The organism is Rhizobium sp. AB2/73 (genome assembly GCF_020871915.1).
In the GTDB taxonomy this organism is placed as follows: Bacteria; Pseudomonadota; Alphaproteobacteria; order Rhizobiales; family Rhizobiaceae; genus Rhizobium; species Rhizobium dioscoreae.
On sequence record NZ_CP067076.1, the window covers coordinates 34601 to 56335 of the forward strand.

The 21735-nt window shown below is 57.0% G+C and carries 21 protein-coding genes; 16 read left to right on the forward strand and 5 right to left on the reverse strand.

Annotated elements, in window-relative coordinates; all coding sequences use genetic code 11:
* The first annotated feature begins 27 nt into the window (after positions 1 to 27).
* On the forward strand, positions 28 to 327 hold the full coding sequence (locus I8E17_RS34955) for a hypothetical protein (RefSeq protein ID WP_174048362.1): 300 nt from the start codon (positions 28 to 30) through the stop codon (positions 325 to 327).
* A 24-nt stretch (positions 328 to 351) separates the two neighbouring features.
* On the opposite strand, the gene I8E17_RS34960 is transcribed toward I8E17_RS34955, so the two are convergent.
* Positions 352 to 621 (reverse strand): hypothetical protein, encoded by a 270-nt coding sequence (locus I8E17_RS34960; protein ID WP_229002347.1) that lies wholly within the window; start codon positions 619 to 621, stop codon positions 352 to 354.
* A 174-nt stretch (positions 622 to 795) separates the two neighbouring features.
* On the opposite strand from I8E17_RS34960, the gene I8E17_RS34965 reads away from it, so the two are divergent.
* The 4 genes from I8E17_RS34965 to I8E17_RS34980 all read left to right on the forward strand — a co-directional run bounded on the left by I8E17_RS34965 (position 796) and on the right by I8E17_RS34980 (position 5459).
* Positions 796 to 2385: a hypothetical protein gene (locus I8E17_RS34965; RefSeq protein WP_219511929.1), complete on the forward strand. Its 1590-nt coding sequence runs from the start codon at positions 796 to 798 to the stop codon at positions 2383 to 2385.
* Positions 2375 to 3376 (forward strand): dienelactone hydrolase-related enzyme, encoded by a 1002-nt coding sequence (locus I8E17_RS34970; protein WP_219511927.1) that lies wholly within the window; start codon positions 2375 to 2377, stop codon positions 3374 to 3376. The genes I8E17_RS34965 and I8E17_RS34970 overlap by 11 nt, the downstream gene beginning before the upstream one ends.
* 481 nt (positions 3377 to 3857) lie before the next feature.
* The gene (locus I8E17_RS34975; RefSeq protein ID WP_045232508.1) at positions 3858 to 4055 is read left to right on the forward strand and encodes a hypothetical protein; all 198 of its coding nucleotides are present in this window, start codon (positions 3858 to 3860) and stop codon (positions 4053 to 4055) included.
* 600 nt (positions 4056 to 4655) lie between these two features.
* Entirely contained in the window at positions 4656 to 5459 is an 804-nt protein-coding gene (locus I8E17_RS34980; protein ID WP_219511924.1) for a hypothetical protein, read from the forward strand.
* A 100-nt stretch (positions 5460 to 5559) separates the two neighbouring features.
* Here the strand turns inward: I8E17_RS34980 and ligD are convergent, their stop codons facing one another.
* Positions 5560 to 6624, reverse strand: coding sequence for a non-homologous end-joining DNA ligase (gene ligD / locus I8E17_RS34985; RefSeq protein ID WP_219511922.1), 1065 nt, complete (start codon positions 6622 to 6624; stop codon positions 5560 to 5562).
* Positions 6625 to 6704: 80 nt separating this feature from the next.
* On the opposite strand from ligD, the gene I8E17_RS34990 reads away from it, so the two are divergent.
* The 9 genes from I8E17_RS34990 (at position 6705) to I8E17_RS35030 (ending at position 15469) form a co-directional block, all read left to right on the forward strand.
* Positions 6705 to 6914, forward strand: coding sequence for a hypothetical protein (locus I8E17_RS34990; protein WP_219511920.1), 210 nt, complete (start codon positions 6705 to 6707; stop codon positions 6912 to 6914).
* Between the two features lie 664 nt (positions 6915 to 7578).
* Positions 7579 to 9516 carry a ParB/RepB/Spo0J family partition protein gene (locus I8E17_RS34995; protein WP_219511918.1) on the forward strand — a complete coding sequence of 646 codons (1938 nt, stop codon included), beginning with the start codon at positions 7579 to 7581 and terminating at the stop codon, positions 9514 to 9516.
* A 65-nt stretch (positions 9517 to 9581) separates the two neighbouring features.
* Positions 9582 to 9752, forward strand: a complete 171-nt coding sequence (locus I8E17_RS35000; protein WP_219511916.1) for a hypothetical protein — start codon at positions 9582 to 9584, stop codon at positions 9750 to 9752.
* Positions 9753 to 10376: 624 nt separating this feature from the next.
* Entirely contained in the window at positions 10377 to 11657 is a 1281-nt protein-coding gene (gene repC / locus I8E17_RS35005; protein WP_219511914.1) for a plasmid replication protein RepC, read from the forward strand.
* Positions 11654 to 12160: a thermonuclease family protein gene (locus I8E17_RS35010; protein WP_219511912.1), complete on the forward strand. Its 507-nt coding sequence runs from the start codon at positions 11654 to 11656 to the stop codon at positions 12158 to 12160. The genes repC and I8E17_RS35010 overlap by 4 nt, the downstream gene beginning before the upstream one ends.
* Positions 12161 to 12560: 400 nt before the next feature.
* Positions 12561 to 12896: a DUF736 family protein gene (locus I8E17_RS35015; protein ID WP_174048353.1), complete on the forward strand. Its 336-nt coding sequence runs from the start codon at positions 12561 to 12563 to the stop codon at positions 12894 to 12896.
* Positions 12897 to 13016: 120 nt separating this feature from the next.
* Positions 13017 to 13223: an antitoxin VbhA family protein gene (locus tag I8E17_RS35020; protein WP_071207563.1), complete on the forward strand. Its 207-nt coding sequence runs from the start codon at positions 13017 to 13019 to the stop codon at positions 13221 to 13223.
* A gap of 74 nt (positions 13224 to 13297) precedes the next feature.
* Complete coding sequence (locus tag I8E17_RS35025) at positions 13298 to 14362, forward strand: Fic family protein (RefSeq protein WP_219511910.1); 1065 nt, start codon at positions 13298 to 13300, stop codon at positions 14360 to 14362.
* Positions 14363 to 14590: 228 nt separating this feature from the next.
* Entirely contained in the window at positions 14591 to 15469 is an 879-nt protein-coding gene (locus tag I8E17_RS35030; protein WP_219511907.1) for a zincin-like metallopeptidase domain-containing protein, read from the forward strand.
* On the opposite strand, the gene I8E17_RS35035 is transcribed toward I8E17_RS35030, so the two are convergent.
* The 3 genes from I8E17_RS35035 to I8E17_RS35045 all read right to left on the reverse strand — a co-directional run bounded on the left by I8E17_RS35035 (position 15466) and on the right by I8E17_RS35045 (position 17753).
* Positions 15466 to 15957: a helix-turn-helix transcriptional regulator gene (locus tag I8E17_RS35035; protein ID WP_219511984.1), complete on the reverse strand. Its 492-nt coding sequence runs from the start codon at positions 15955 to 15957 to the stop codon at positions 15466 to 15468. The two genes, I8E17_RS35030 and I8E17_RS35035, sit on opposite strands and share 4 nt — an antisense overlap.
* A 615-nt stretch (positions 15958 to 16572) precedes the next feature.
* Entirely contained in the window at positions 16573 to 17040 is a 468-nt protein-coding gene (locus I8E17_RS35040) for a hypothetical protein (RefSeq protein WP_219511987.1), read from the reverse strand.
* A complete protein-coding gene (locus tag I8E17_RS35045) occupies positions 17040 to 17753 on the reverse strand; it encodes a ParA family protein (RefSeq protein WP_174048348.1) in 714 nt (237 codons plus the stop codon). Before I8E17_RS35045 ends, I8E17_RS35040 begins: the two co-directional genes overlap by 1 nt.
* Before the next feature lie 715 nt (positions 17754 to 18468).
* Here I8E17_RS35045 and mobC point away from each other — a divergent pair.
* Complete coding sequence (mobC, locus tag I8E17_RS35050) at positions 18469 to 18870, forward strand: plasmid mobilization relaxosome protein MobC (protein ID WP_045232556.1); 402 nt, start codon at positions 18469 to 18471, stop codon at positions 18868 to 18870.
* 1 nt (position 18871) lies between these two features.
* Positions 18872 to 21394, forward strand: a complete 2523-nt coding sequence (locus I8E17_RS35055) for a conjugal transfer protein TraA (protein WP_219511905.1) — start codon at positions 18872 to 18874, stop codon at positions 21392 to 21394.
* Positions 21395 to 21735 lie beyond the last annotated feature (341 nt).

Here is a 21735-nt window from a genome sequence, read left to right on the forward strand (position 1 = left end):
CGGTCAACAGCAACGCGCGAGGAAGTCATGTCCGAAGATGTATCACAGATTTTCTACACATATTCTCCATGCCGATGGGCCGAAGGCGATCGACGCTGGAAAGATGACGATGCCGGCTTTGATATCTTCGACACATACGAAGCTGCGAAGGAGGACGCCCTGAAGCTACGAGAAGATATTGTGCGTCAGGGCGATACTGAGTGGACGCCTGTACAGATCGAGAAGCTTGTCCTCGCGCCCATGAATAGAGAAAATTTGCTGCTTCTTTTTAATTCGGGCTTTGAGGCTGCTGTCATCGATCACGAAGTGTTGGACGTGATCGAGTGAGGTCAGGCATGACGGCCGGATCGCTTACATCCGGCGCGGAGATCCGAGGAGCAGATCCATTTCCTGGGGCGTCAGAACATTGCCGGTTTTAAGAATATAAGCTGCGATATAGGTCAGCTTCTCATTCACCTCGCTCTCACCCTGCGGCCTGTAATGGAGGATCGCTTGTCGGGCTTCCGCTTCTTGCCTCACCAGAGCGGCGTCAAATTGAGCGGCCTCTGCCCTCGCATGGAGCGTGACGATGTGCTGATCAATCAGCTCCTCAAGGCAAGTCTCAAGGGTGTCCTTGCCCACGAGCGCCTTGTGTGTGCGATGACGGGATAAGCGTGGATCGGATGACGACAAATCTATCATGGCTAAACAACTCACTGATCTATGAGCGTGCTAGCGTAGACCACTGCTTGCGGATGAAGGCACGATACACTACGAAGTTCCACGAAACGAAACGAAATCAACGCCGGTAAGCCTTTGGAGAAGAACGGAAAGTTTTTCATCGCGCCCCCTAAGGATGGTCGGGATTTCAAGGAACTGTTCAAGGACCTTGTCGCTGCGGGGGCTGGACGCCCCCTGGACAGCGACGGCTTTCCATCGGGTCCGTGGACGCCGGAGCTTCTGGCCGAAGCGATTTCGCAGATAGATTCCAATCATGTCGGCGTCGATTTGCGAACGGTACAACTCTGGTTTCAGGAGAACGACAAGGGTGTGAGCGCGGCCAACATTCGCTGGCTTGCGAGGGTTTTTGGATGCGCTGATAAGCAAGCGACGAGCGAATGGCAAATGGAGCTCAGCGCGGCTCAATCCCGATTGGTCGCCAAGAGGCGGGGTTCCAAGAAAGCAGACAGCCGTCTCAGTCGCATTCCTGATGTTCCTCTAGCCGAGCTCGAGGCCGTGGAAATCGTCTATGCGGCCCAAGGCGATGCGCAGACCGAAAAGCCGCGCTTCAGTCTCGGCCGAATGTCGGAAGCGGTCTTCACGCGCGGCTCGCCCCTGAATCTGCCCGCTTCGGTCTTCGCCGGCGCGTCGGCTCTCGGGTTTTTAGCCTATATCCTGGGCATACACAGCGCGATCTACACCCGGGCCGATGGCATTGTTAAGCAGGTCGGGTTCCTTTGGGCACCCAACTGGACCTTCCTTTTCATGGTTCTCCTGCCCGTGTTTTTCGTGTTGGTAACGGAGCTTCTGGTTTACTGGAAAAATAATGGCCGGATGGTGCTGGCAGGCCATGGTGACAGGATCCAGAGCAGCCGCGATTGGGAACGTCACCTGAAGGCCTATTCCTACTCCTATTGGGCCGTTTTCGTCATCTGCATTCCCTTTGCGGGTATCATCCAGTGGATCGCAGTGGATCTGATACCGCTGCTAAAGGGCGGTGGCGACTACGCGATAAGTTGGGGGACGTTGGCGCTTATTCGGCCCGAGGTGGTCTCGGTCCCAATGTCGGTCGTGTTCACCGGCCTTGCATATCTCTACATGTGCCTCTGCTTCTATCTGCTGTTCGCCGGGCTGATCTTGCTCCACACGATCCTCCATGACCTTTGGACGATCGAAAGTGCCACACAGCTCCGGCCTGACGAGTTTCAGCGGGAAGCCGGGGCGATTGCCCTGAGAGTGATGGAGGGAGTATTCCGGTGCACCACGGTTGGCATTCTGGTCGCCATCTGCATGAAGCTGCAAAGCGCCTACCTGGCCTCGAACGGCAAGGACATCGTGACGTGGCTCGTGAACGATAGCTCGGTTGTCATTGACGGCTATGCCAATGGCCGAAATGGCTTCCACTACAGAATGCCAACGCATTTCAGCAGTCTGTTGGTGGCGATCTCGTCCTGTGTAGGCTTCCTGTTCGGGTCCGTTCGGTTTGCAAGACGCTTCCACATGCCGCTATGGCGGATGTCAGCGGTCGTCGCGTTGCTCTTCGCAACCTACATGCTTATCGATGCCTTCGACGGCTTCTCGATCCTACTTGGTATCGCAACTGTGCTTGCGACATACGCCCTCTTCGATCCGGAGTTTGGGCGGTGGCGCGCAGACGAGATAGAAAGCGATCAACGTGTTTCATAGCTGGCTTGATGGTTGGGACGAGCAGCGCGCGCAGCGCGGTGACCAGGTCAAAAAGACAACGCCTTTCGTGATCGACGCCGATCGCGCCTTTGCCGGCGCACAGAATACCGCGTCTTTGGAAGAATTTTGTCTGCTTGCAGACAAGGCCGCTTCCGATCCGAGTTTCTTCGAGCGACCGAGTGGGGGCGTTGACGGCTTTGACCGAACAGACGGATGGCTCAAGTTCCCGTCCGACATCGCGACGGACGTTGACGAGAACAATATCGTGTGGGCTAAAATCACGGAAAGCGCGTCCAGCAAAAAGGCATTGGTGATCTTCCACCACTGGAATGCTGACGCCCGCAATGCCCAAATCGCGACATTGTTTTCGAGGCGCGGCATCACCGTGATCGAGATCGCGATGCCCTATCATTTCGAGCGCAGCCGTCCCGGCTCGCTGTATGCCGACTACATCCTCAGTGCCAATCTCGGGCGAACGCTCCAATCCATGAGGCAAGCGGTTTGCGACGGCCGGAAAGTCATTGGCTGGCTGAAAAGCGAAGGCTATCGCGAGATTTCGGTTCTCGGCATGAGCCTGGGCTCTTGGGTCGCAGGATTGATCGCGGCGCACGAGCCCGCCGTGTCGAAAGCCTCGCTGTTTCTGACAGCCGGTAGCCTTGCGGAAATGGTTTGGACAGGACGCGCGACACGATCCATTCACGAGAGCCTTGCGCCCCATATCGAGCTGAACGATCTCAGAAGAGCGTGGGGACCGCTCAATCTGGAGAACTACGCGCAAAACCTAGCGCGACCGGACTTGAGGCTTCACATCGTCCTCGCGAAACGAGACACAGTCGTTTTGCCCGAGCTCTCAGCCCTATTTATGCAGAGGCTCGAGAGTGTCGGCGCTTCGCCCGACATCCTGGAACTGAACTGCGGGCATTATTCACTCGGTATTCCACCTTACATCCTGCTGGCTGGCCTGAGCTTGAGCAGATTCCTGTCGCGCTGATCGGTTCCACCGTCATGCCTCAAGCGCGCGCTCGCTGACCGCGTTGAGCGGCCAGCGGGTGCAATGAGGGGAGCCCCCTTCGGCCCCTCCCCTCAAACTCCCCTTCCCCCGCACGATGACGCCCCGCAAGCGGGTCGGCTCATTGAGGCTTGTTGGCGTTTCCGGCCGGAGACGTCCTGATATGTGCCCACCCCGTTGCAGCATGACGGCGATAGAGATCCGCCCTTGCGGTCGGATCGCGATTTGCCGGTTGAAGGCAAAGACGACGGCCGGGGCAACGAAGGCCGCGTTTACCGGTCTCTCCTTGGTGGCTGTACGTAATCTAATGCTGCGCACGATACGGCTGGCCCCGCCTTTGCGTGCAACCCCAAGGGGTTCTCCTCTCCGCTTCGCTCCGTTGCGATCGCTCCGCGATGCACTCGGCGGTTCCAGCCGTATTCGAGCTTCGCGATTACGCACAACCACCAAAGAGGATCACCTCATGAAAACGCTCGTAACCTTCTGCCAGAAAACCGGCCGCCGCCTTCGCCAGTTCATCAACCGGCAAATCGCGAAGTTGGCCCATAAGGGCCAACTGAAGTTCTCCATCGCCATCATGCTTCCACTCCTCGCCAAGGTCGAGTTCACCTATCAGGTGGAGCTCGATGGCAAGGCCGGAAACGCCAACAAGCCTCAATGAGGCAAAGCCGCGCCCTTCGGGGCGCGGCTTTCCATCGCGCTCCCGATGTGTTCGGTCCGATACCGTACCGATGCTACGTTTGAGGGCGACAGCACCTACCTCTATTGCATGACCATATTTCCCGGCCGACCTGCCACGGGCAGCGACGAAAACCGACACATCCTATGTCAAATGTCCGTTGAGCGGCCTTTACAGGACCTGGTGGAGAATGCCGTCCACCAAGGCTGGTCAGATGTCGAAGTCCTCAGCGCTATCATTGAAGTGGCCGATAACCTCGTTCTAGCTGCTGGAGCCAATAGCGAGCTTGAGCAGCTGCTATCAGGCATTCGAAAGCGAACCTAGATTCCGACGACGCGTGGATAGAAGCCGCCGCCTCTATTTCGAAGGTCGAGGCGACGGCCCTGCCTCCCTGTTTCCAAATTCAGGAGGCGCACCGATCATATCGCCTCTCACTCAGACCCGCTTTCATGAGAGGGCCGCAATATCAAAATCGGGCCAAAATCCACAGGCGCTGCCTTGTCGTCCTCGTCGCTTGCGTAAATGTGACAACCAATTAGATTGCTAGACCCTAAATAAGTATAGGCAGTTTTAAGGTCAGGCATGAGACTTTACCGCGCACTCGAGCATTTGAAGGCAGGACACTTCCGCTCCATGGAACCGTGGCCGGAAGGCGCTCCTCAAGAGCTTGCCCTCCACGTCCAGGCCCACGCCCGTGCCATTGCCGAGTTCACCTTCAGCTTCCGCAATCCCGATGAAGCCGACGACACCCTGCAAACTTTTATCGATTTCTCGAACCAGCTTTGGGATGCGCGTATCGCGCCCATCCCATACGACAAGTTCTGGATATCTTTCGAGCATCAGCTCAATGACATCACGCTGCAAATGGGCGTTCTGTGCGAAAGGAACCTGTCGGATAAGGGTGACATCGTCTCCCTCTCCGTCCGGTCCATGTTCGAGACGAAAAAGCACGACGGTCTAGTGTTTCTGAATATGGTCGGGCACAAGGCTATGGGAGATCACAGGCATATTCTCATTAGCGGCGCTGAAAACGATTCAACAGCTGGCTTGAGCGATATCGGATTTGAAGTGACAGCCGCGCTCATAGGCGCACTCGCGACACCTCAAGCCATTCGGCGGGAAGAGCCTGCACCCTCAAAACTCAACAAGCACCGTATCCGGAAAGGTCGCGAGCCCATCGGCGGGACGATCGTTATCGACGTCAGGGCGAGTGGGCGATACGCCAACAGCAAGCGCGGCGAAGGCAGCTACAGCGTCCCGGCCCATTGGCGGCGCGGTCATACGCGGACCCTGCAGGATGGTCGCGTCATCCCGATCGCTCCCACCTGGGTGAACGTCGAGCCCGGCGTTCTTCCACCGGCGCCTTCATACCTTGCCAAGCTATAAGAGGGTCCGGCCATGACGCGAGTTGGGGTAATGCACCATGGCCGGAGGAGAGCCGCGACATCATGTCGGGACAGCCGATAACATCATTCCGCATTCGCGCTCACAAGCTCGGATCGTCTTCCTCACTGGGAATTGAGTAGATGTCGCCGGCGTCCGCGTCGTCACGAATGCCTTTGAATGACGAATGACGAAGTTTCCCGTCATTCGTCCATCCTCGAAAATCGATCTCAGCAACGAGCGTCGGCCTGGTCGAAACCGCGCCCTTCTTAAGTCCAGACGCTGTTTTCTTCACCCTCAGCTTGTCGAGCTGCGATCGCAGATCTCGCATTTGAGCCGATTTGAAGCCGGTTCCAACGCTACCGACATAAACAAAGTCCGTCCCTGCTCTTGCGCCCAAAAGGAGACTGGAGAAGCCGTCAGGAGCCGAAGATGACGGCTCATATCCGATGATCGCGAAGCTTTCACGCTGGATGCACTTTACCTTGATCCAGTCGCCCGTTCGACCGGATCGATACGGCCTGTCCCGGTGCTTGGCGATAATGCCTTCCAGGCCAAGTTGGCAAGCTTGCTTGAGCAGGAAAGCGGGATCAGCGTGAAACTCTTCCGATAGGCGAATGCCGCCGACCTCGCCTTCCAGCAGGTCATCGAGAAGATGTCGTCGACTCGCATACTCGACGCCCGTCAGATCGTGACCATCGAGATACAGGATGTCGAATGCGTACATGATGGCAGGCCCCGCGGTCGCGGTGCTGCCTCGCCCGCCGAGCGAGCTTTGCAAAAGTCCGAAATCTGAGCGCCCCTGTTCGTCCAGCATGACGGCCTCGCCGTCGAGGATGAACGTCGCCGGTCCGGTCGCAAGCGCGGCCGCCTCGATACCCGGAAAGCGGTGAGTCCAGTCATGGCCTCCGCGCGTGATAATGCGCACCCGGTCGGGTTCGCGGTGGACCGCGATCCTGTATCCGTCCCACTTGATATCCCATGACCATTCCGGCCCGATTGGCGGGCGCGCGACGAGACTGGCAAGGCATGGTTCGATCCGCACGGGCATGGGATCGAACAGCAACTGCGGCTGGCTAGGGTCGCGGCGTCGCACGCGCCCGCTTTGCAGCGGCGCATTCTCTTCTGTACGGAGCGGCTGCGTTGGCGAGCGCGGGCGTCTGGTCATCCCCGTATTGCATCAGGCAACCCTTAATATCCCGTACAATATGCTTTAGAACACTCAGCAAGAGACCGGACGGATGAACGATGACTTCAAGACAGCAACTATTGGCGAAGGTGCATGACATTGCTGATCCCTGCGAAGAGCTCCGGCAGGGTTTTCGTGCGTTGGCAGCGGACCCCTCAACACCCTCAGATGTACGGCAAGCCTCTCTCGATCTGGCCGACGCTATCGAGAAGGTTTTTCAGATCGCGCACTACATCATGAAAAGTGAAACGTCAGCTTCAGGCCGTTGAGAACCAGGCGGTGCGTCTTTGCCGGAGGAAGTCGGTCCCGGCTTCCGCTTCGCGGCGCAAGCTAAGCCTCCTGCGGCTTCCTTTTTCCCGCCAAATGCGCGTCGAGAATTCCCGCTTTCCCGGCCTTAAGAACGGCCGTCGCTATGCTGAAAGCTCCGATACTCTTCATTGTTCGTTTGGCTCGTCGCGACGAGCAAGCACCTATCGGCACGCCGAGCGGCGCTCTGGTTCACTTTCTCATTGCGCTAATCCACATTGAACCAGATCTGCCCGTGAAGCGGAGCGCCCAACACTCGGAGCGCAGCGGGCAGATCGATCCGGGGAACCGGCTGGCCGGTTCACTTCTGGAATGAGCGTCCGATAAGCGGACGCACGATTTTTCATACTTATCCGCTCTTACGACAGGTCGCGGATCGCGCCAATGGGCAAGCGCGCAAGCGCTGTCCCTCGTCTGGAAAAACGGCTTTCACCGCCGAGCCGGCGAACCTTCCGTTTTTCCCTCCTCCGGACCCATGACCCGCTCCACCCCCTGACGGGAGCGGGCTGCGCCCTCCCCCTTCGTTCCGCCGGATGTGGGGGCACATCCTACGGAACGTAGGCAGAGGCTTCGCCCACTAGCGGGGCTTGCTCCCAAGGGAACCGGGAAAACTTTGGAGATTGACCTATGACCGAGATTGTCAGCATTCCGCTTAGCAAGCTTGATACGGACCCGAAAAACGTCCGCAAAACCTACAAGGCCGAGGGCGTCGAAAGCCTCGCAGCATCCATTCTCGCCAATGGTGTTGTTCAGAACATCGTCGTGCGCAAGGCTCCCAAGGGCCGCTATTTTGTTACGGCGGGCGGTCGTCGGCGCGCTGCCCTGTTGCTCCTTGTCGAGCGCGGCCAGATCGCAGCCGATTATGCCGTGAACGCTATCGTAAAGACAGCCGACGAGGCGACAGAGCTTAGCCTGACCGAGAATGTGCAGCGTGAGGAAATGCACCCTGCTGACCAGTATGTAGCGTTTCAGGCCATGGTCAACGAGGGTAAGGCCATCGCGGATATCGCTGCCCGGTTCGGTGTCACTGAAATCATCGTTCGCCGCCGATTGGCTTTGGCGAAGGTCTCGCCGGTCTTGCTGGACCTGTTTCGCAACGACGAAATGACATTTGAGCAGCTGACCGCCTTCACGGTCTGCGATGATCATGAGCGTCAGGAACAGGTCTGGGACTCTCTTGATCGGTGGAGCCGCGATATCTCGCGGATCAAGTCGGCGCTGATGACCGACGAAATTGCCGGAAGCGACAAGCGTATCAAGTTCATCGGCGGCCTCGATGTCTATGAACAGGCAGGAGGTGCGGTGCGCCGCGACCTGTTCGACGCGCAGGGCGGCGGGTTCGCGCTTGACGTCATACTGGTTGAAAAGCTGGTCAGTGAGAAGCTAGCAGCGGTAGCGGAGCCGTTTTTGTCGCAGGGCTGGAAATTTGTCGAAACCTATATGCAGCGGCCCGACTGGATTTTCGGGGTCCCTCGCGTCTATCCGAAACAGATCGAGCTTTCCCCTGACGAACAATCGGAACGTTTGCGCCTGTGCGCCGAGCACGATGAACTCGTAGAGCTCATGAACCGTGACGAGGGCGACGAAAGCCATTCCGAACGCGTCGACGCCATCAGCGCACGACTAGACGAACTGGACTCGATGCAGGAGGTCTTTTCCGACGAGGACAAGGCGATAAGCGGGGTTGTCGTTTCCTTGGACTACTACGGAAGGGCGGATATTGCCGTTGGCATCCGCAAACCGGGTGATGACGAACATACAGAGCAATCGGAAACGGAGGATGACGATAGCGGGTCCGAGGCTTCCGAAAAGGTTGAGGAAGTCGGCGCGCCGACGATCGTCCACTCTGCTGTGCTGGTCGAAGACCTGACAGCGCAGAAGACCGCAGCGCTGCGCGTCGAACTTGCCAACAATCCCGACGTGGCTTTGGTCAGCGTCGTTCACGCCATGTTGCTCGATCTCGTTTATCCCGGCACCTATGGCCGTTCGCGAGGGATGACCGCATTGCAGATCGCCGTGACGCATGAGCGTCTGCAAGGTTCGATGAAAAGGCCGGATGCAAGTCGGGCGACCGAGGAATGGGACCGGATTGCCGAAAACTTCGGTTATCAACTCCCCGGTGAGCCGGAAGACCTATGGGACCATCTTCTCGAAAAGCCGCAGTCGGAGCTTTTGGGGCTGCTGGCCTATGCCGCCGCGCACACCCTCAATGCCGTCGAGACGAAACATAGCTTCCGCAAGGACGCATGCGCCCATGCCGACCAGATCGGGCGCACCCTAAAGGTTGATATGACCGACTGGTTCGAGACGACAGCCGAAAGCTATTTTTCGAGCCTGAACCGCGTGAGCATTCAAGCAGCGGTGGCAGAAGTGAGAGGCGCTGATTTCGCTTCGCGTGTCGCAGGTATGAAGAAGGCCGAGGCGGCGGCTTTTGCCGAAACTGCCATCAAGGGGTCCAACTGGCTTCCGTCGCTGGTGCGGATCGCGCCCGATCCGAAGGCCGAGAAGGAACAGACGGAACTCCGTTCGGAGGATGAGCAGCCCTTCCCGATGGCAGCGGAATAGCCGCGCTGCTGTCAGCCGGTCACGTCCTCCAGCGTGACCGGCTCCCCTCTCGACACGAGCCAGTCATGTTCGATCAAGTCCCCGACCCTACCAAAGCCGCCGAATGCTGCTGCCAACTCATTCAAGCGTACCTGTCCGATCCAGAGCATGTGGATTGGAGTGATGTTCAAACGGCAGTCAACACGGCGCTGGAAGCTTTCAACCTTCCGCCCACGTTCTTTGAGGAACAGGCTTAAACCGCCTGATCCTTCGCCCCATAGCCCCGCCCGTCCTTGGTTCGATACCGAAGGCGGGCGTTCTGTTATTTGCAACCTTAGTGCAATACGGGGATGGAAAGCCGGTTCATAGGTCCGGATCGTCGCGGAACGCGCCGCTCCGTTGAGAGGAGGCCCAGGCCCCCTCCTCTCAAACTCTCCTTCCCACCCGAGGTCAAAAAGCCTTTTAAGGCACTATTAACCGAGAGTTTGAGCCATTTCGGTAACGTCGCCGCAAGCTCTCGCGCACGTCGATGCGAATATAAACCCACAATTTACAGGGGTTATAGGCGAAAAAACCGCATTCATGCGCCAATTCCGATTGAGAGAAAGCTCAATCGTTGCGCCAAGTTGGGTAATCGGGCTATGTATCGCACTTAGCCGGAATCAGATATGTTCCGACTCGCACAGTTTAACCCAATTTTTGGAGAACACACCGGCCCAGAAAAAAGAAAACCGCTCCCGAGAAAACCCGGAAGCGGTCCGCAAAAACCAAATAATTAAGCAGATTTGTTTTCGCAGACCCTCCTTCCACTGTCAACAAGAAAAACGCCTTTTCGGTGAACGGCGAAGCTTTGTCTGGTCCCTCGAATAGGAGACAGGACAATGAGGGAAACCCTCACGAACAAGCGGCTGACTGGCCGCAGAATGACAAAGGAGAGAGCCGAGTTCCGGCGACTGGCACAGTCAACGGAAGTCGGAACGGTGACGCGCGGCCAGTTGGCCGTGTTGTCACAAAGCCTTCCATGCACTGGCCTCATCACCAGTACCGAAAGCCATCTCCTTACAGTGATCATCAACACCGCCCGGGCCGATGCCTTCGACAAGGGCGGACGACCCATTGTGTTCAAGTCAAACAATCAACTTGGGTTCGAAATCAACCGCTCGCCTGGGCGGGTCAGCCGTATCCTTTCGAGGTTGTTTGATGCCGGGCTTGTCACGATGCAGGATAGTGCGAATTTCAAGCGCTATCCGATCAGGGACGGCGAAGGTGAAATTTCGGACGCTTGTGGCATCGATTTGCGTGTGCTGATTGCCCGCTATCGTGAGCTCGACGCTCTTGTGCGGCAGAAGCGTGAGGAGAAGCGCGCCAACGACGCCGCAGCGCGCCGCTTCAGGGACGCACTCAGGAGCGCCCGTTACGCGCTAGCGAATGCCGCCGATATGACGGAAACCGCCCTCGCTAGCCTTGCATTTCGTATCGACCGTATCGCTGCCTTCGTTGGCATCGCCAGCAGAGCGCCGGCGGTTGTTTCGAGGCGCGCAGCGCGACTGTTGGAGTGGCTTGTTGGACGCTCCCTTAAGGCGTCGAGACATCCTGAGAGTGCGTCTGATCATGATAATATGACATGCACGGATGTCGAAAACGACATGCACAAACAGATTACAAACCCCCATCCCTTTGACCTGAGTAAAGAGGAACGGCGTCCGGCTCGCGCCGGACAACACAATTCGTTTAAGGCTGGCTCCGCCAGCAAGAGGGCTTTTGAGGAAAGCCTGCCGAGAGGATCCGATCCAGACAATGGGCAATCTCACCCGCAGCAAGGGTTTGTTGCTCTTGATGATGTGTGGAGGGCGGTTCCATCGTTGAGAGACTATTTTGCCACCGCGCCACGCAGCTGGTCCGATCTCGCCCGCATCGCCCCGCAGATTTGCCGCTTGGCGGGTGTCTCAGAGGACGCGCGGCTCCGCGCCGTTGATCAAATGGGCCAGCAGGCGGCCGCGATCGCCATCGCCGTCACGTTCGAGAAATACTCTCGCCAAGAAGTCAGCTCGCCTGGAGGGTATCTGCGCGCCATGACGGACCGGGCGGCATCCGGTGAGCTTCATCTTTCGCGTTCTGTCTTCGGGCTTGCCGCCCGCAACTCTATGGAGGCTTTAAATTGAGAAAAAACCCTGTTTTTCCGGCACTTTTTTTCGCTCTGCTGTTTTCACAATCTGCCGGCGCGGCGAACTATTCCGGGCAAGCACGCGTGATCGATGGCGACACCTTCAGCATTCGACAGCAGCGGATCAGGATTGCGGCAATTGACGCCTGCGAGCGCTCGCAAAAGGGCTGGAAGAATGGAGCGGAATGGGCGTGTGGTGTCGAGGCTCGCAGCTATCTTTCTCGCCTTATCGACGGGAAGCATGTGAGATGCACCATCATCGACGAGGACCAATACCGTCGCCTAGTCGGACAGTGCTTCATCCAGCAAACCGATATCGGCCTTGAAATGGTAAAAGCCGGCCAGGCGCGACTTCTGTTGCAGTATCTACCGCGAGGCAACTCAATGCCTCTTGACGCTTACCATCAGGCCGAAGACAGCGCCCGAGGCAGACGTTTGGGCCAATGGGCGGCCGAGATCGACGCGCCGAGCAACTATCGCCGTTCCAATTCTCATCAGTAGCCCAATGACGATTGGATCTGGAACCGTCGATGTCCGCTTTTCTAGCGCCAATTTGGCTAACCCGTGGAGCGAAAAGCCCTTTGTTTCTGGTTGTATGCTTGCAAAAGTTGAATAATATTGGCGCAGGAATATGCGGTTATTGTTGTTGGTCGTACAGGTGATGTTTGGTAGACGCTTTCAGTAGACACCCCTCCAAGGCGGTTGCTCTTGATGCCCGTTCGCACAGCGACGCGGTTTGCGCAAAGCTGGCTGTCTGCCAAATTTCCCCGCCTTTGGCTTCCTCGCGAAGCAAATTTGGCAGCCTTCCAGCCTCCTCCGCTGCGCTTCGGCCTCCGGTGCGCACCGCTTTCCGCTGTGCCTTGTGAACGCTCATCGCAACCACCAAAGAGGAGTGACCACCATGAAAAACATCACCAACTACATCCAGTTCAACGGCGACAACATCGAAACCGCAGACGGTACCGGCCTCATCTCCACCATCGAGCGAGACCTGCCCATCAAGGTAACGCCTTTTTCTTCCACCAACGAGAGAGCCCCGACGCACCGCGTCTACGCAAAGTCTCCGGCAGGTCACGACCTCGACGTAGGCGGCATTTGGAAAAAAGAGAACGGCGAAGGCAGGCCTTACTACACGATCTCGATCAAGCGCATGGGCTTCAATGCCAATCTCGGCCGGTTCCCCGGCCAGGACGATCCTACCCTTCAGGCAATCATCGAGTGGGAACCACGCGATTGATTGCGCAGAGAAGCCCGGTTCATCACCGGGCATCTCACCCCGAAAAGGCTGAAAATCCGCCAAATAGCTGGATTTTTGGCCCTTTTCGTGTTAGGTTGAACAGTAATTGGAGATTTGTCGATGAACATTCATTCCACCCGTCCCGACCGCTCCCCGGAAGCCGTAGCGGCTCGAAAGAAGAGCACCGATCAGGCTCGCGCGATGAACATTCGCCAAGGCTATCAGGAAGACGACGCCCTGCTCGAAGCGGCAACCGCTGCTTACGTTGCCGGCGATCTCACCCGAGAAGAGTATCGCGCTCGCATCTTGCCGCAGCCCAAGGGCTGATCATTCCATTCCATTCAAGTCTCAAGAGGCTCAAGGCCGTCTGCTAACGCAGACGGCTTTTTGTTGGTTTACGCATGGCTGAAGAACACCCCAAGGGTACCTACACTTATCCCAACACGTCAGACGATCCGGATCGCCAGAACGTCCTTCGTAACAAGTTCGGTATCGAATCCAAATCGGAGCTTCGCACGGTCGAGTACCGTGCAACGCAGGACCGAATTTCGGAAATCCTTGAGGGTGATGGTCCCAAGGGGAACTTTGATGCCGCTCATCTCAAGGCGATCCACGGGCACATATTTCAGGATGTGTATGAATGGGCGGGTCATACTCGAAACGAAAGCCCGGTGGTTGACGGAGCTCGTGTCGAGCCGATTGGTGGCCTTTCAAAAGGCGGAACGTCTTTCCTGCATGGCGCGCGTATAGACATGGGTCTGAATGAGGCGCTGAAGCCGATCAGCGATCCGCAGGCGCTACGAGCCGCCAGCAGGGAAGAATTCGTTGAACGGGCCGCAAAAACGCTGTCAGAACTGAACTACGTGCATCCATTTCGCGAAGGTAACGGAAGGACCCAGGAAACCTTCATCACAGAGCTCGGCCGGCATTACGGGCACGACATCGATATGAGCGTGATCAGCAAGACCCGTATGATTGAAGCGTCCATTGCCACGACAAATGACCCTGCCAGCCCGGCGCTGAAGCATGTCATTGAAGATGCAATAGACCCCAACCGCCGTGAGGCGCTGCGCGGTGCCTTCGCGGATCTGGAGCAGGTCGGCGAGAAGCCCTTCGAGCATTATGTTCGGACTGCCCGCCCGGGCGAAGAGATCGAGGGCCAGGTGTTCGGTCATGACAACCGCGTTGCAACCCTTGTGACCGAGAACGGCATTATCGCTGTCGATCGCGCCGACCTTCCGGAGCGGATTCCGGCCGACGACGAAGAGGTGAAGTTCACCGCCCGATCTGACTTCAGAACCTTGGGGCGGCCGGAGCAGGAGGCCCAAGCGCAGCCTCAGAGCGTCGAGCAAAAGGCTGAACAAGCGCCACAACAGTCAAATCACAACGCAGAGCTCAAGGCCGTCGAAGCGCAGCATTTAGCAACCCGTCAGCAGCAGAACGACCGGGACGACAGGGACCGTTAGCCCGGCTTCCTCCCCGTTGCAGTACCGGCAACCGCAGCGCCGTTTGCGGTCCGTGCTCCCTTGTGTTTGCCGTCTCCCTTTTCGTTGGGTGATTGACGGACAAGCTACGATAGCCCCTCCCCCATTCAACCGCTCCGCGGTCCTCCTCTCCGTTGCGGCCCTCCGGGTGCATGGCCTCGTCTCGGCTATCTCCGTTTTTTGCCGTCAACCAACGAAAAGGAGACGGCTATGCAGAGCAAGGACACCTACCAGCGCATCACGGATGCCATCATCGAGCAGCTGGAAGCAGGAACGAAACCCTGGATCCGCCCTTGGCGCGGAACGGTTCGCCGCTCGCCGGTACCGCAGCGCGCCACCGGCGAAGCCTATCGCGGCATCAACGTGATTATGCTGTGGCTTTCCAGCCAGCTCGCCGGCTACGACGAGAACACCTGGATGACCTACCGGCAGGCTCAGGATCTTGGAGGCCAGGTCAGAAAGGGCGAACAGGGAACCCTCGTCGTCAAGTACGGAACCTTCACCCCAAAGGAGCAGGAAGCCGACGACAAAAGCATTCCGTACCTGAAGGGCTACACGGTCTTCAACGTCGAGCAGATCGATGGCCTACCCGACCGCTTCAAAAGCCCGGTCGAAGACATTCCGGAGGGCTCAATGCCCCTCCTCGGGCATGTCGAAGACTTCATCGGTCGAACCGGCGCGAAGATCACGTATGGCGGCAAGCACGCCTGCTATCGTCCAGGTCCTGATGACATCGAGATGCCGGCCCGTGAACGCTTCCTAAGCGAAGTCCATCTTTACAGCACGGTTCTGCACGAGCTCGGTCACTGGACCGGCGCAAAACACCGTCTCGATCGCGATCTTTCCGGCCGGTTCGGGACTGAGACCTATGCCGTGGAAGAGCTCGTTGCGGAACTGTCGGCGGCCTTCGTGTGCGCGGATCTTGGCGTTGAGCACGATCCACGCGAAAACACCGCAACGTATCTGGAAAGCTGGCTGAAGGTTTTAAAGCAGGATAAGCGGGCGATCGTCACGGCCGCCGCCAAGGCTCAGGCCGTGGCTGATTACCTTCACACTATGCAGGACAAAGGTAAGAAGGAGGCCGCCTAGCGGCCTTCAGTCTTCGCTCTCTCCGGGCGATCCTCAGGTGTCATCCGTGCGACGATACCGATAAGATTCCGCACGGCTTCGTGCGGTAGACTCCGCGTAAGGTGCGAGAGCTCAAGGTGATCCTTCGCCTCTTCGGGCGTGCGCCCATAAAGATGAGGTGCTGCGGCAAAGAGCATGTCGATCGGCTGGAAGCCAAGAAGCTCACACAAATGGATCATCCGTGTGACTGTCATCCGTGAAAACGCGCGTTCATAGCGACCGTACACGGCTGTCGAAAGACCGACCATGGAAGCGAATTCTTCTCTGGTGAGTTTTTCATCCTCGCGAGCCTTGCGCAGAAACGCTGCAAGTTTCTCGTCCATTTCCTTGAAACTCACGATACCTTCGAAGCCTGGGCGGCGATAAAGCGGCCGGTCTACTTCATCGTCAGTGGTCTCAACGAGGCCCTTTGAACTTTTGTATTTGATTAGGTCCCGCGTTTCCGACATCACCCTCAGCCTCAATCCGCTTTTCGAGCGGTATTATGTACCAAGCTGAACCAACTTGGCAGCAGTCTGTTCCTATGAATCACCAAATCATCTTTCTATCAATTTGGGGGTAAGGTGTACAATCGGCGGCAAGTTGCAAACTAAGCCAAATTGGCGAACTCAGTGTTGGTATATATTTACTGCCTCGAACAGAGCAATATAGCGCGCACCAAAGAATATCCAGCTATTTGGTTCTAAGTGAAACCAGAGACCAATCCTCATGTTTCCGCTCGAAGACACCCTCCAACAGGGTATCTTCTTTGATCCATCCGAGTTTCGCAGTCATCTCGCATGCGATGGCGTTTCGAGCTAAACTAATACACCGATTGACGTGGACTGACGACTGGGAGCCGTAGTTTTCTATATCCCATTTGGATACGATAAACAGTTGCTCCTTGGCCGCTTGGTCAGTCGGCCAGTCGCCCTTATCGGTTACATCCGTGCTGTTCACTGTTCGCGCCAAAATGGAATGTTTAAGGGCGGGGAGATCTATTCCGACCAATGCGGCTTGCGGCGCAAGGAGAACTCCGAGCACTCCGCCCAGCGCAACGCCAAGTAGGAATTTGGGGTCCAGGATCAATACCCGTTGTCCCGCAAGTATTGGTCTATGGCTGTTTTGATGATGACTGTCATTTTCACTTCGTTCTCCGTTGCAGCGCGCGCAAGCCGCTGTTTCGTTTCGAAATCCAATGGGCAGTTCACGAAGTGTTTGCTTTCCCTCGCCTTTGTCTGCTTCAAGTCTTGCAAGCGCAGACGCGATGCCTCCTGGCGGAGTGCCCGCGTCGTGGTGCGCTCGCGGCGAACCTCTTCATCGGGGGAAATGAGTTTTTCGGAGCGTTGTTCCGGTACGGGCTTGCTGTCCGCCTGATCAGGGGCTTCCGCAATAGTTTCAACGGCTCTTGTCGCGTGGTCGATCGCGGCCTCGGGAGCTATGGGCGCATCCTTTGGAGGTTGTGCCGGAGCAGCCTGAGCAGCTGTCGGCTCCTGACGCGGCTTGCGAGGGGCAACCGCAAAATCTGTTACGCTCGTGTCTCGTTTTACCATCAGTTAAACCCTTTGCGTTGGTCTGGAGGAAGGAGAAAGCCTTCGACTTCCTGCTTGAGAGCAAGAACTTCTGCCCGTGCCTTTTTCACGGACTCTGTGAGCTCCAGCATCTGCAGGGTCCCGTAGCCGGTTCGGATCTCTCGATAAGGGTTTCGTTCAACGAGCTCTGTTTCGAGGAGATGCGAATTATAGCCACCCTCCTGAAGGTTCGCGACGAACGGACGGATCAACCGATATTCCTCAAGTGCACGGTTCGGCATACTGATCCGTGTCCGGTAGATGAGGTGAGGAATGTCCCGCCCTACTCGATCGCTCATGTCCGCCACGTCGCTTGCGGCTTGCCCTGCGGCAACAATCTCATCCTGCGATGGCTGGACCGGCGTAACCACAACATGAGAGCCTGCGATGATAGTATCCCTCGTAACGGTGTCCTGACCGGGCGAGTCCATGATCACCACATCGTATTTTGCGGCGTCCCGTTCGAGGATCTGCCGAATACCGGCATCCTGGGCTGCGGTGACTAGGGTTATGCCGTCTGGCTGGTTGTCCTTGTCAATCGACCGTTGAAACCACGTCGATAGATTTTGGCGACCATCCGCGTCGATGAGCAGAACCGACTTGCCTTCGAGAGCATACTCTCCGGCTAGCAGGATCACGGCAGTTGTTTTCCCTGCGCCGCCTTTACCGCTCACTGCGGACATACAAATCGTCATAGCTGCTTCCTTTGCTAGCCCAAAAGAAATTCGTCCAGTCCTCTGAAGGCCCGAGCGCGCCCGTGTAAATCGATCGTGTTTACGATCTTCTCAACGGTGTGCCCACATCTAGCATTCCAACGGTTGTTAAAATCTTAACCACGACACAGAAACACGATGCTGCGCCATGCGAGTGCGCTACGATGAGGCCGCACGCTGTTAACCTAAGATGTTGCCACACTATATGTCAACTACGAGGTTAAGATCGAAGCCACGATACGATTACATGACATCGTCGTGTGAAGTGTTTTGATCGTGCTTTTCACTCATGATGATAGAGAGAACGGATAATACACACTTAGAAACCACACGACTTGTCGTGTGGTCTCCTCGTGTGACCTGTTCGAGTGGTGAACCCCGGAGCCGCGTGAAGGCCGACTTTGGTAGGCGAACGGAAGCCGCAAGGGCGTAGAGCGCAGCGTCCCTTGCGGGTGAGTACGGCTGCCATACCAAGGGCTTCTTAGCGGTTTTGGCGGTGAACCCTGGTGAGCGTTTCAATGCTTTGAAGCCGATGCGTAAGCGTCGGAATCAGTGGGCGAGGAGTTGGATGAGAGGTGTTGGTATTTTAATGACTTTAAGGGTGGCAGGATACGCAAAAATGTTTTACATTTTGGTTGCTGCTATCGAGGGACTGGCCCTCGATGCCTTCGCGTTGCTCTGGAAAGGCCTTCGGCTGATGAGTGAAAACAGTTTGGTGACGTCTGCGACTAAGGCCCGTAAAGACCGGCTTGTAAACGTGCGCTTGACGGATGCCGAACATGGAAAGATCGAAGAGGCGGCCAAAGCGGCTGATATGAGCGTGTCCGCATTTTTCCGTTCGCTGTTGCTTGAGGGCGCGGGCGTCCGGCCGATCTTGACGCGTGATGACCGGCTTATCATGGCGGCATTGCTGGAAGATATGCGCAAGATCGGTGTGAACTTGAACCAGGTCGCGCGAGCCCTGAACAGCGGGAAGGCTGTTCATCCGAGCGAGCTGGATATCAACCTTGCTAACGTTCAGTCTATTCAGGCCGCTGTAATGCTTGAACTCCGATCGCTTTCAAGACGTGCTGGCTACCAGCGTCGGGGGGAGGAATAGGGTGGAGTTCTTCTTTGGAGCGTTCACAAGTGAGTGGGAGCAGAAGCGTGCAGCGCTACTGCATGAGATGTCACTTGGGGGGAAGGCGCAGCAATCTGAGGAAAACCTCTTCAAGTACGTCCATCAGATTAAGGAGGTCAGGCGTGGGGGAGGTGGACCTAAGGCTAAGCCTATGCGGATTCCCCGCATGCAGTTTCCCCGGATCTCAATGCCCTCTGGAAGCGCGACGGCTTCCAGCCGCCCGATGGAGGCGCGTCTTGCGAGCGTCGCGAAGGGTAGTCAGCCAGCTGTTGTGAAAATGGCCTCCTATGGCGGCGGCGCACGCGTTGGGTCGATGCTCAACTACGTCTCCCGTGGTGGAGAATTGAAGGTCGAGAACGAGAACGGCGAGAAGCTTGAAGGCCGTGAAGATCTTGCTCGTGTTCGGGGCGACTGGAACCACCTCTTTCAGAACCGGACCGAGAGCCGTGATATTGGAAGCTTCTCGGTTGAGATCGCAGCAAGTGCGGATGGAGAGGATTTGTACGGACGAGTGCGAGATATCCTATCGAGCGGCTTTGGCGATCGCCGCTATGCTTACGCCGTTGCAGAGCGCGGTGATGGCTCATTGAGGATTAATGGCCTTGTCGTTCTTCGTAGCGGGCAGGGTGAGAGACTTACAGCAGACGCCAAGGCAGCCGGGATCGTGCAGCAACGTTTTGACGCTAGCGCGGTCGCAGGTCAGGGCGCTGCAAGGTTTTCCTTCGGCGGGTATGGAAACGGTGTCGATTACGGCACCACGAAAGTTCGGGAGCTTATCGCGGACAATGGGGAAGTTCGGGACGATCGCGGTCGTTTAATAGCAGACGGCAAGGCGGCAGGTGATCTCGTTCAAAAAGAGTGGCGCGAAGAGCTTCATAGCCGCAAAAGCCGTGATGTGATGCATGTCATCATGTCGGCCCGTGCCGGAACAGATGCAGGAGCCTTTGAAGGCGCTGTTCGTGATTTCCTCGCTGACCAATTTGCTGGACATCGGTACGTCTTTGCGATGCACGACCCTGAAACCGACACCAAGGAAGCAGGGGAGGGGGGTAAGCGTCCGCACGTCCATGCTCATGCAATCGTCACGATGCGATCAGAAGCCGGGGACCGCATCGAGACAACGCCGGCAACCTTCCGCCAATGGCGTGAAGTGATGGCCGAGAAGGCGCGCGATCACGGCATCAATATGGAAATGACGGATCGACGGGAGTTTGCCTCCGCGCCTGCGTACACACGCAACCAGGTAAGGGCCGTAAACCGCGACGGCAGGACCGAGCATGTTGGAACAAGTGAGCCCGCTCAGGCTCGTTACGACGCAAAGCGATCAGGCCGACGCACCGTAGCGTCAAGTGATCGCAGCCGGCAGTATACGGTCAAGGCTCAGGAGACGTGGCAAAAGATAGCTGCGGTTTCAGGTGATAGGCGAACTGTAGCATTTGCAGCTGAACATCGTGATGTCATTGAGACCGGGCTCAGGGAGATCGATTCTGCAAACAATTCAACAGTCGTTCACTCGGATTTCGGCGGCGATTTCCGTACAAATATGATATCATTGCAGAAGATGCTTTTGGAGGCAGAGGACATGCGCGAGCAGACACGCCAGGAGTTTGAATCATACGAAAAGACTGTCGAAACGGCTCTGTTCAGACTTGAGCGAAGCGCTGGACCCGATGACAGGGCCGGTTTCGATGAGGTTGCAACTACGGCCCGCGAAATTGTGGATCTCCGCCGTGAAATGCTCGAGCTCACCGAGCGCGTTAATGACAGACAGATTGGCAACGACGCGGATCGGGAACCGCCTAGTGACGCCCCGGATCAGCGTGTGGGAGCAGAGGGACGAGGTGAAGCCATCGCCGCGGACGCTGTCCGCGATGACACCCAAAGCCTCGCCAACGAGGCTGACGAGGTCAGCAAGAAGTGGGATGAGGCTGTTGCCAAGCATGGCGAAGCGGTTGTTGAGGCTGGCAATGATGCGATGATCGATGTCGAGCATTTCAGAGAAGGTATCGCGCTGGTACAGTCGGGTGAGTTTTCTGAAGAAGACCTCGAAATGTACGAGACCGGGCTCAGGTCAGCCCTTCGGCGTGCCGCCGAGCTCGCGGCCGACGGAAACGCCTACCTTCGCGATGTTGCTGTCGAGGATCCAGAGCTTCGCAGCGAAGTCGAAAAAATCGACCGGGAAGACGGTCGGACAGACGAAAGCACGACCAACAAAACCGCTTCCACGTCTGATGTTCCTGACGATCGTCAGCGTGACCTTCAGCTTGATGCGGAAGAAGACCGGGGCGAACTTCCAAGCGAGCGCGAGGCGCACGAGCTGGCCGACACAATCGAGGCTACAAACAAGCAGCAAGATCGTGTAAAACAGGAGCGTGAGGCTGGACAGAAAGCGGGAGAAACCACGCGAACTGACCCTGCGCAGCAGCACGTGCCTCGTCTTGAAGAACTTGAGCGGGAGCAAAACGAAAAGAGGGACCGCGATCGTGACGATCATGAGCGGTGATAGGCTATGACAAACCGATACGTAATTCAGACTGAGAACAGAAAGTCGGACGAAGCCGTAGGAAAAGGTATCGTTGCGATTTTCGCCTTTGTTGCTGCTCTTGCTGCTATCGGCTTTGCGTATAAGACGGTTGTCGGATGGTATGAAGCGGCCGCGACCTGGTTCGCAGACATGACCCAGTACCTTGCGGGCTTTTGGCCATTCTAGGCCTTCTGGCAAGATAAGTTTATCGGCCCTGAGAGCGGAAACTCTCAGGGCCGTTTCATATTCAGGCTGTCTCTGGGTCTGGAACGGTAGCAGCGAAAACGTCCATGATGTTTTTCCGCTTCGTTGGGTTCTTT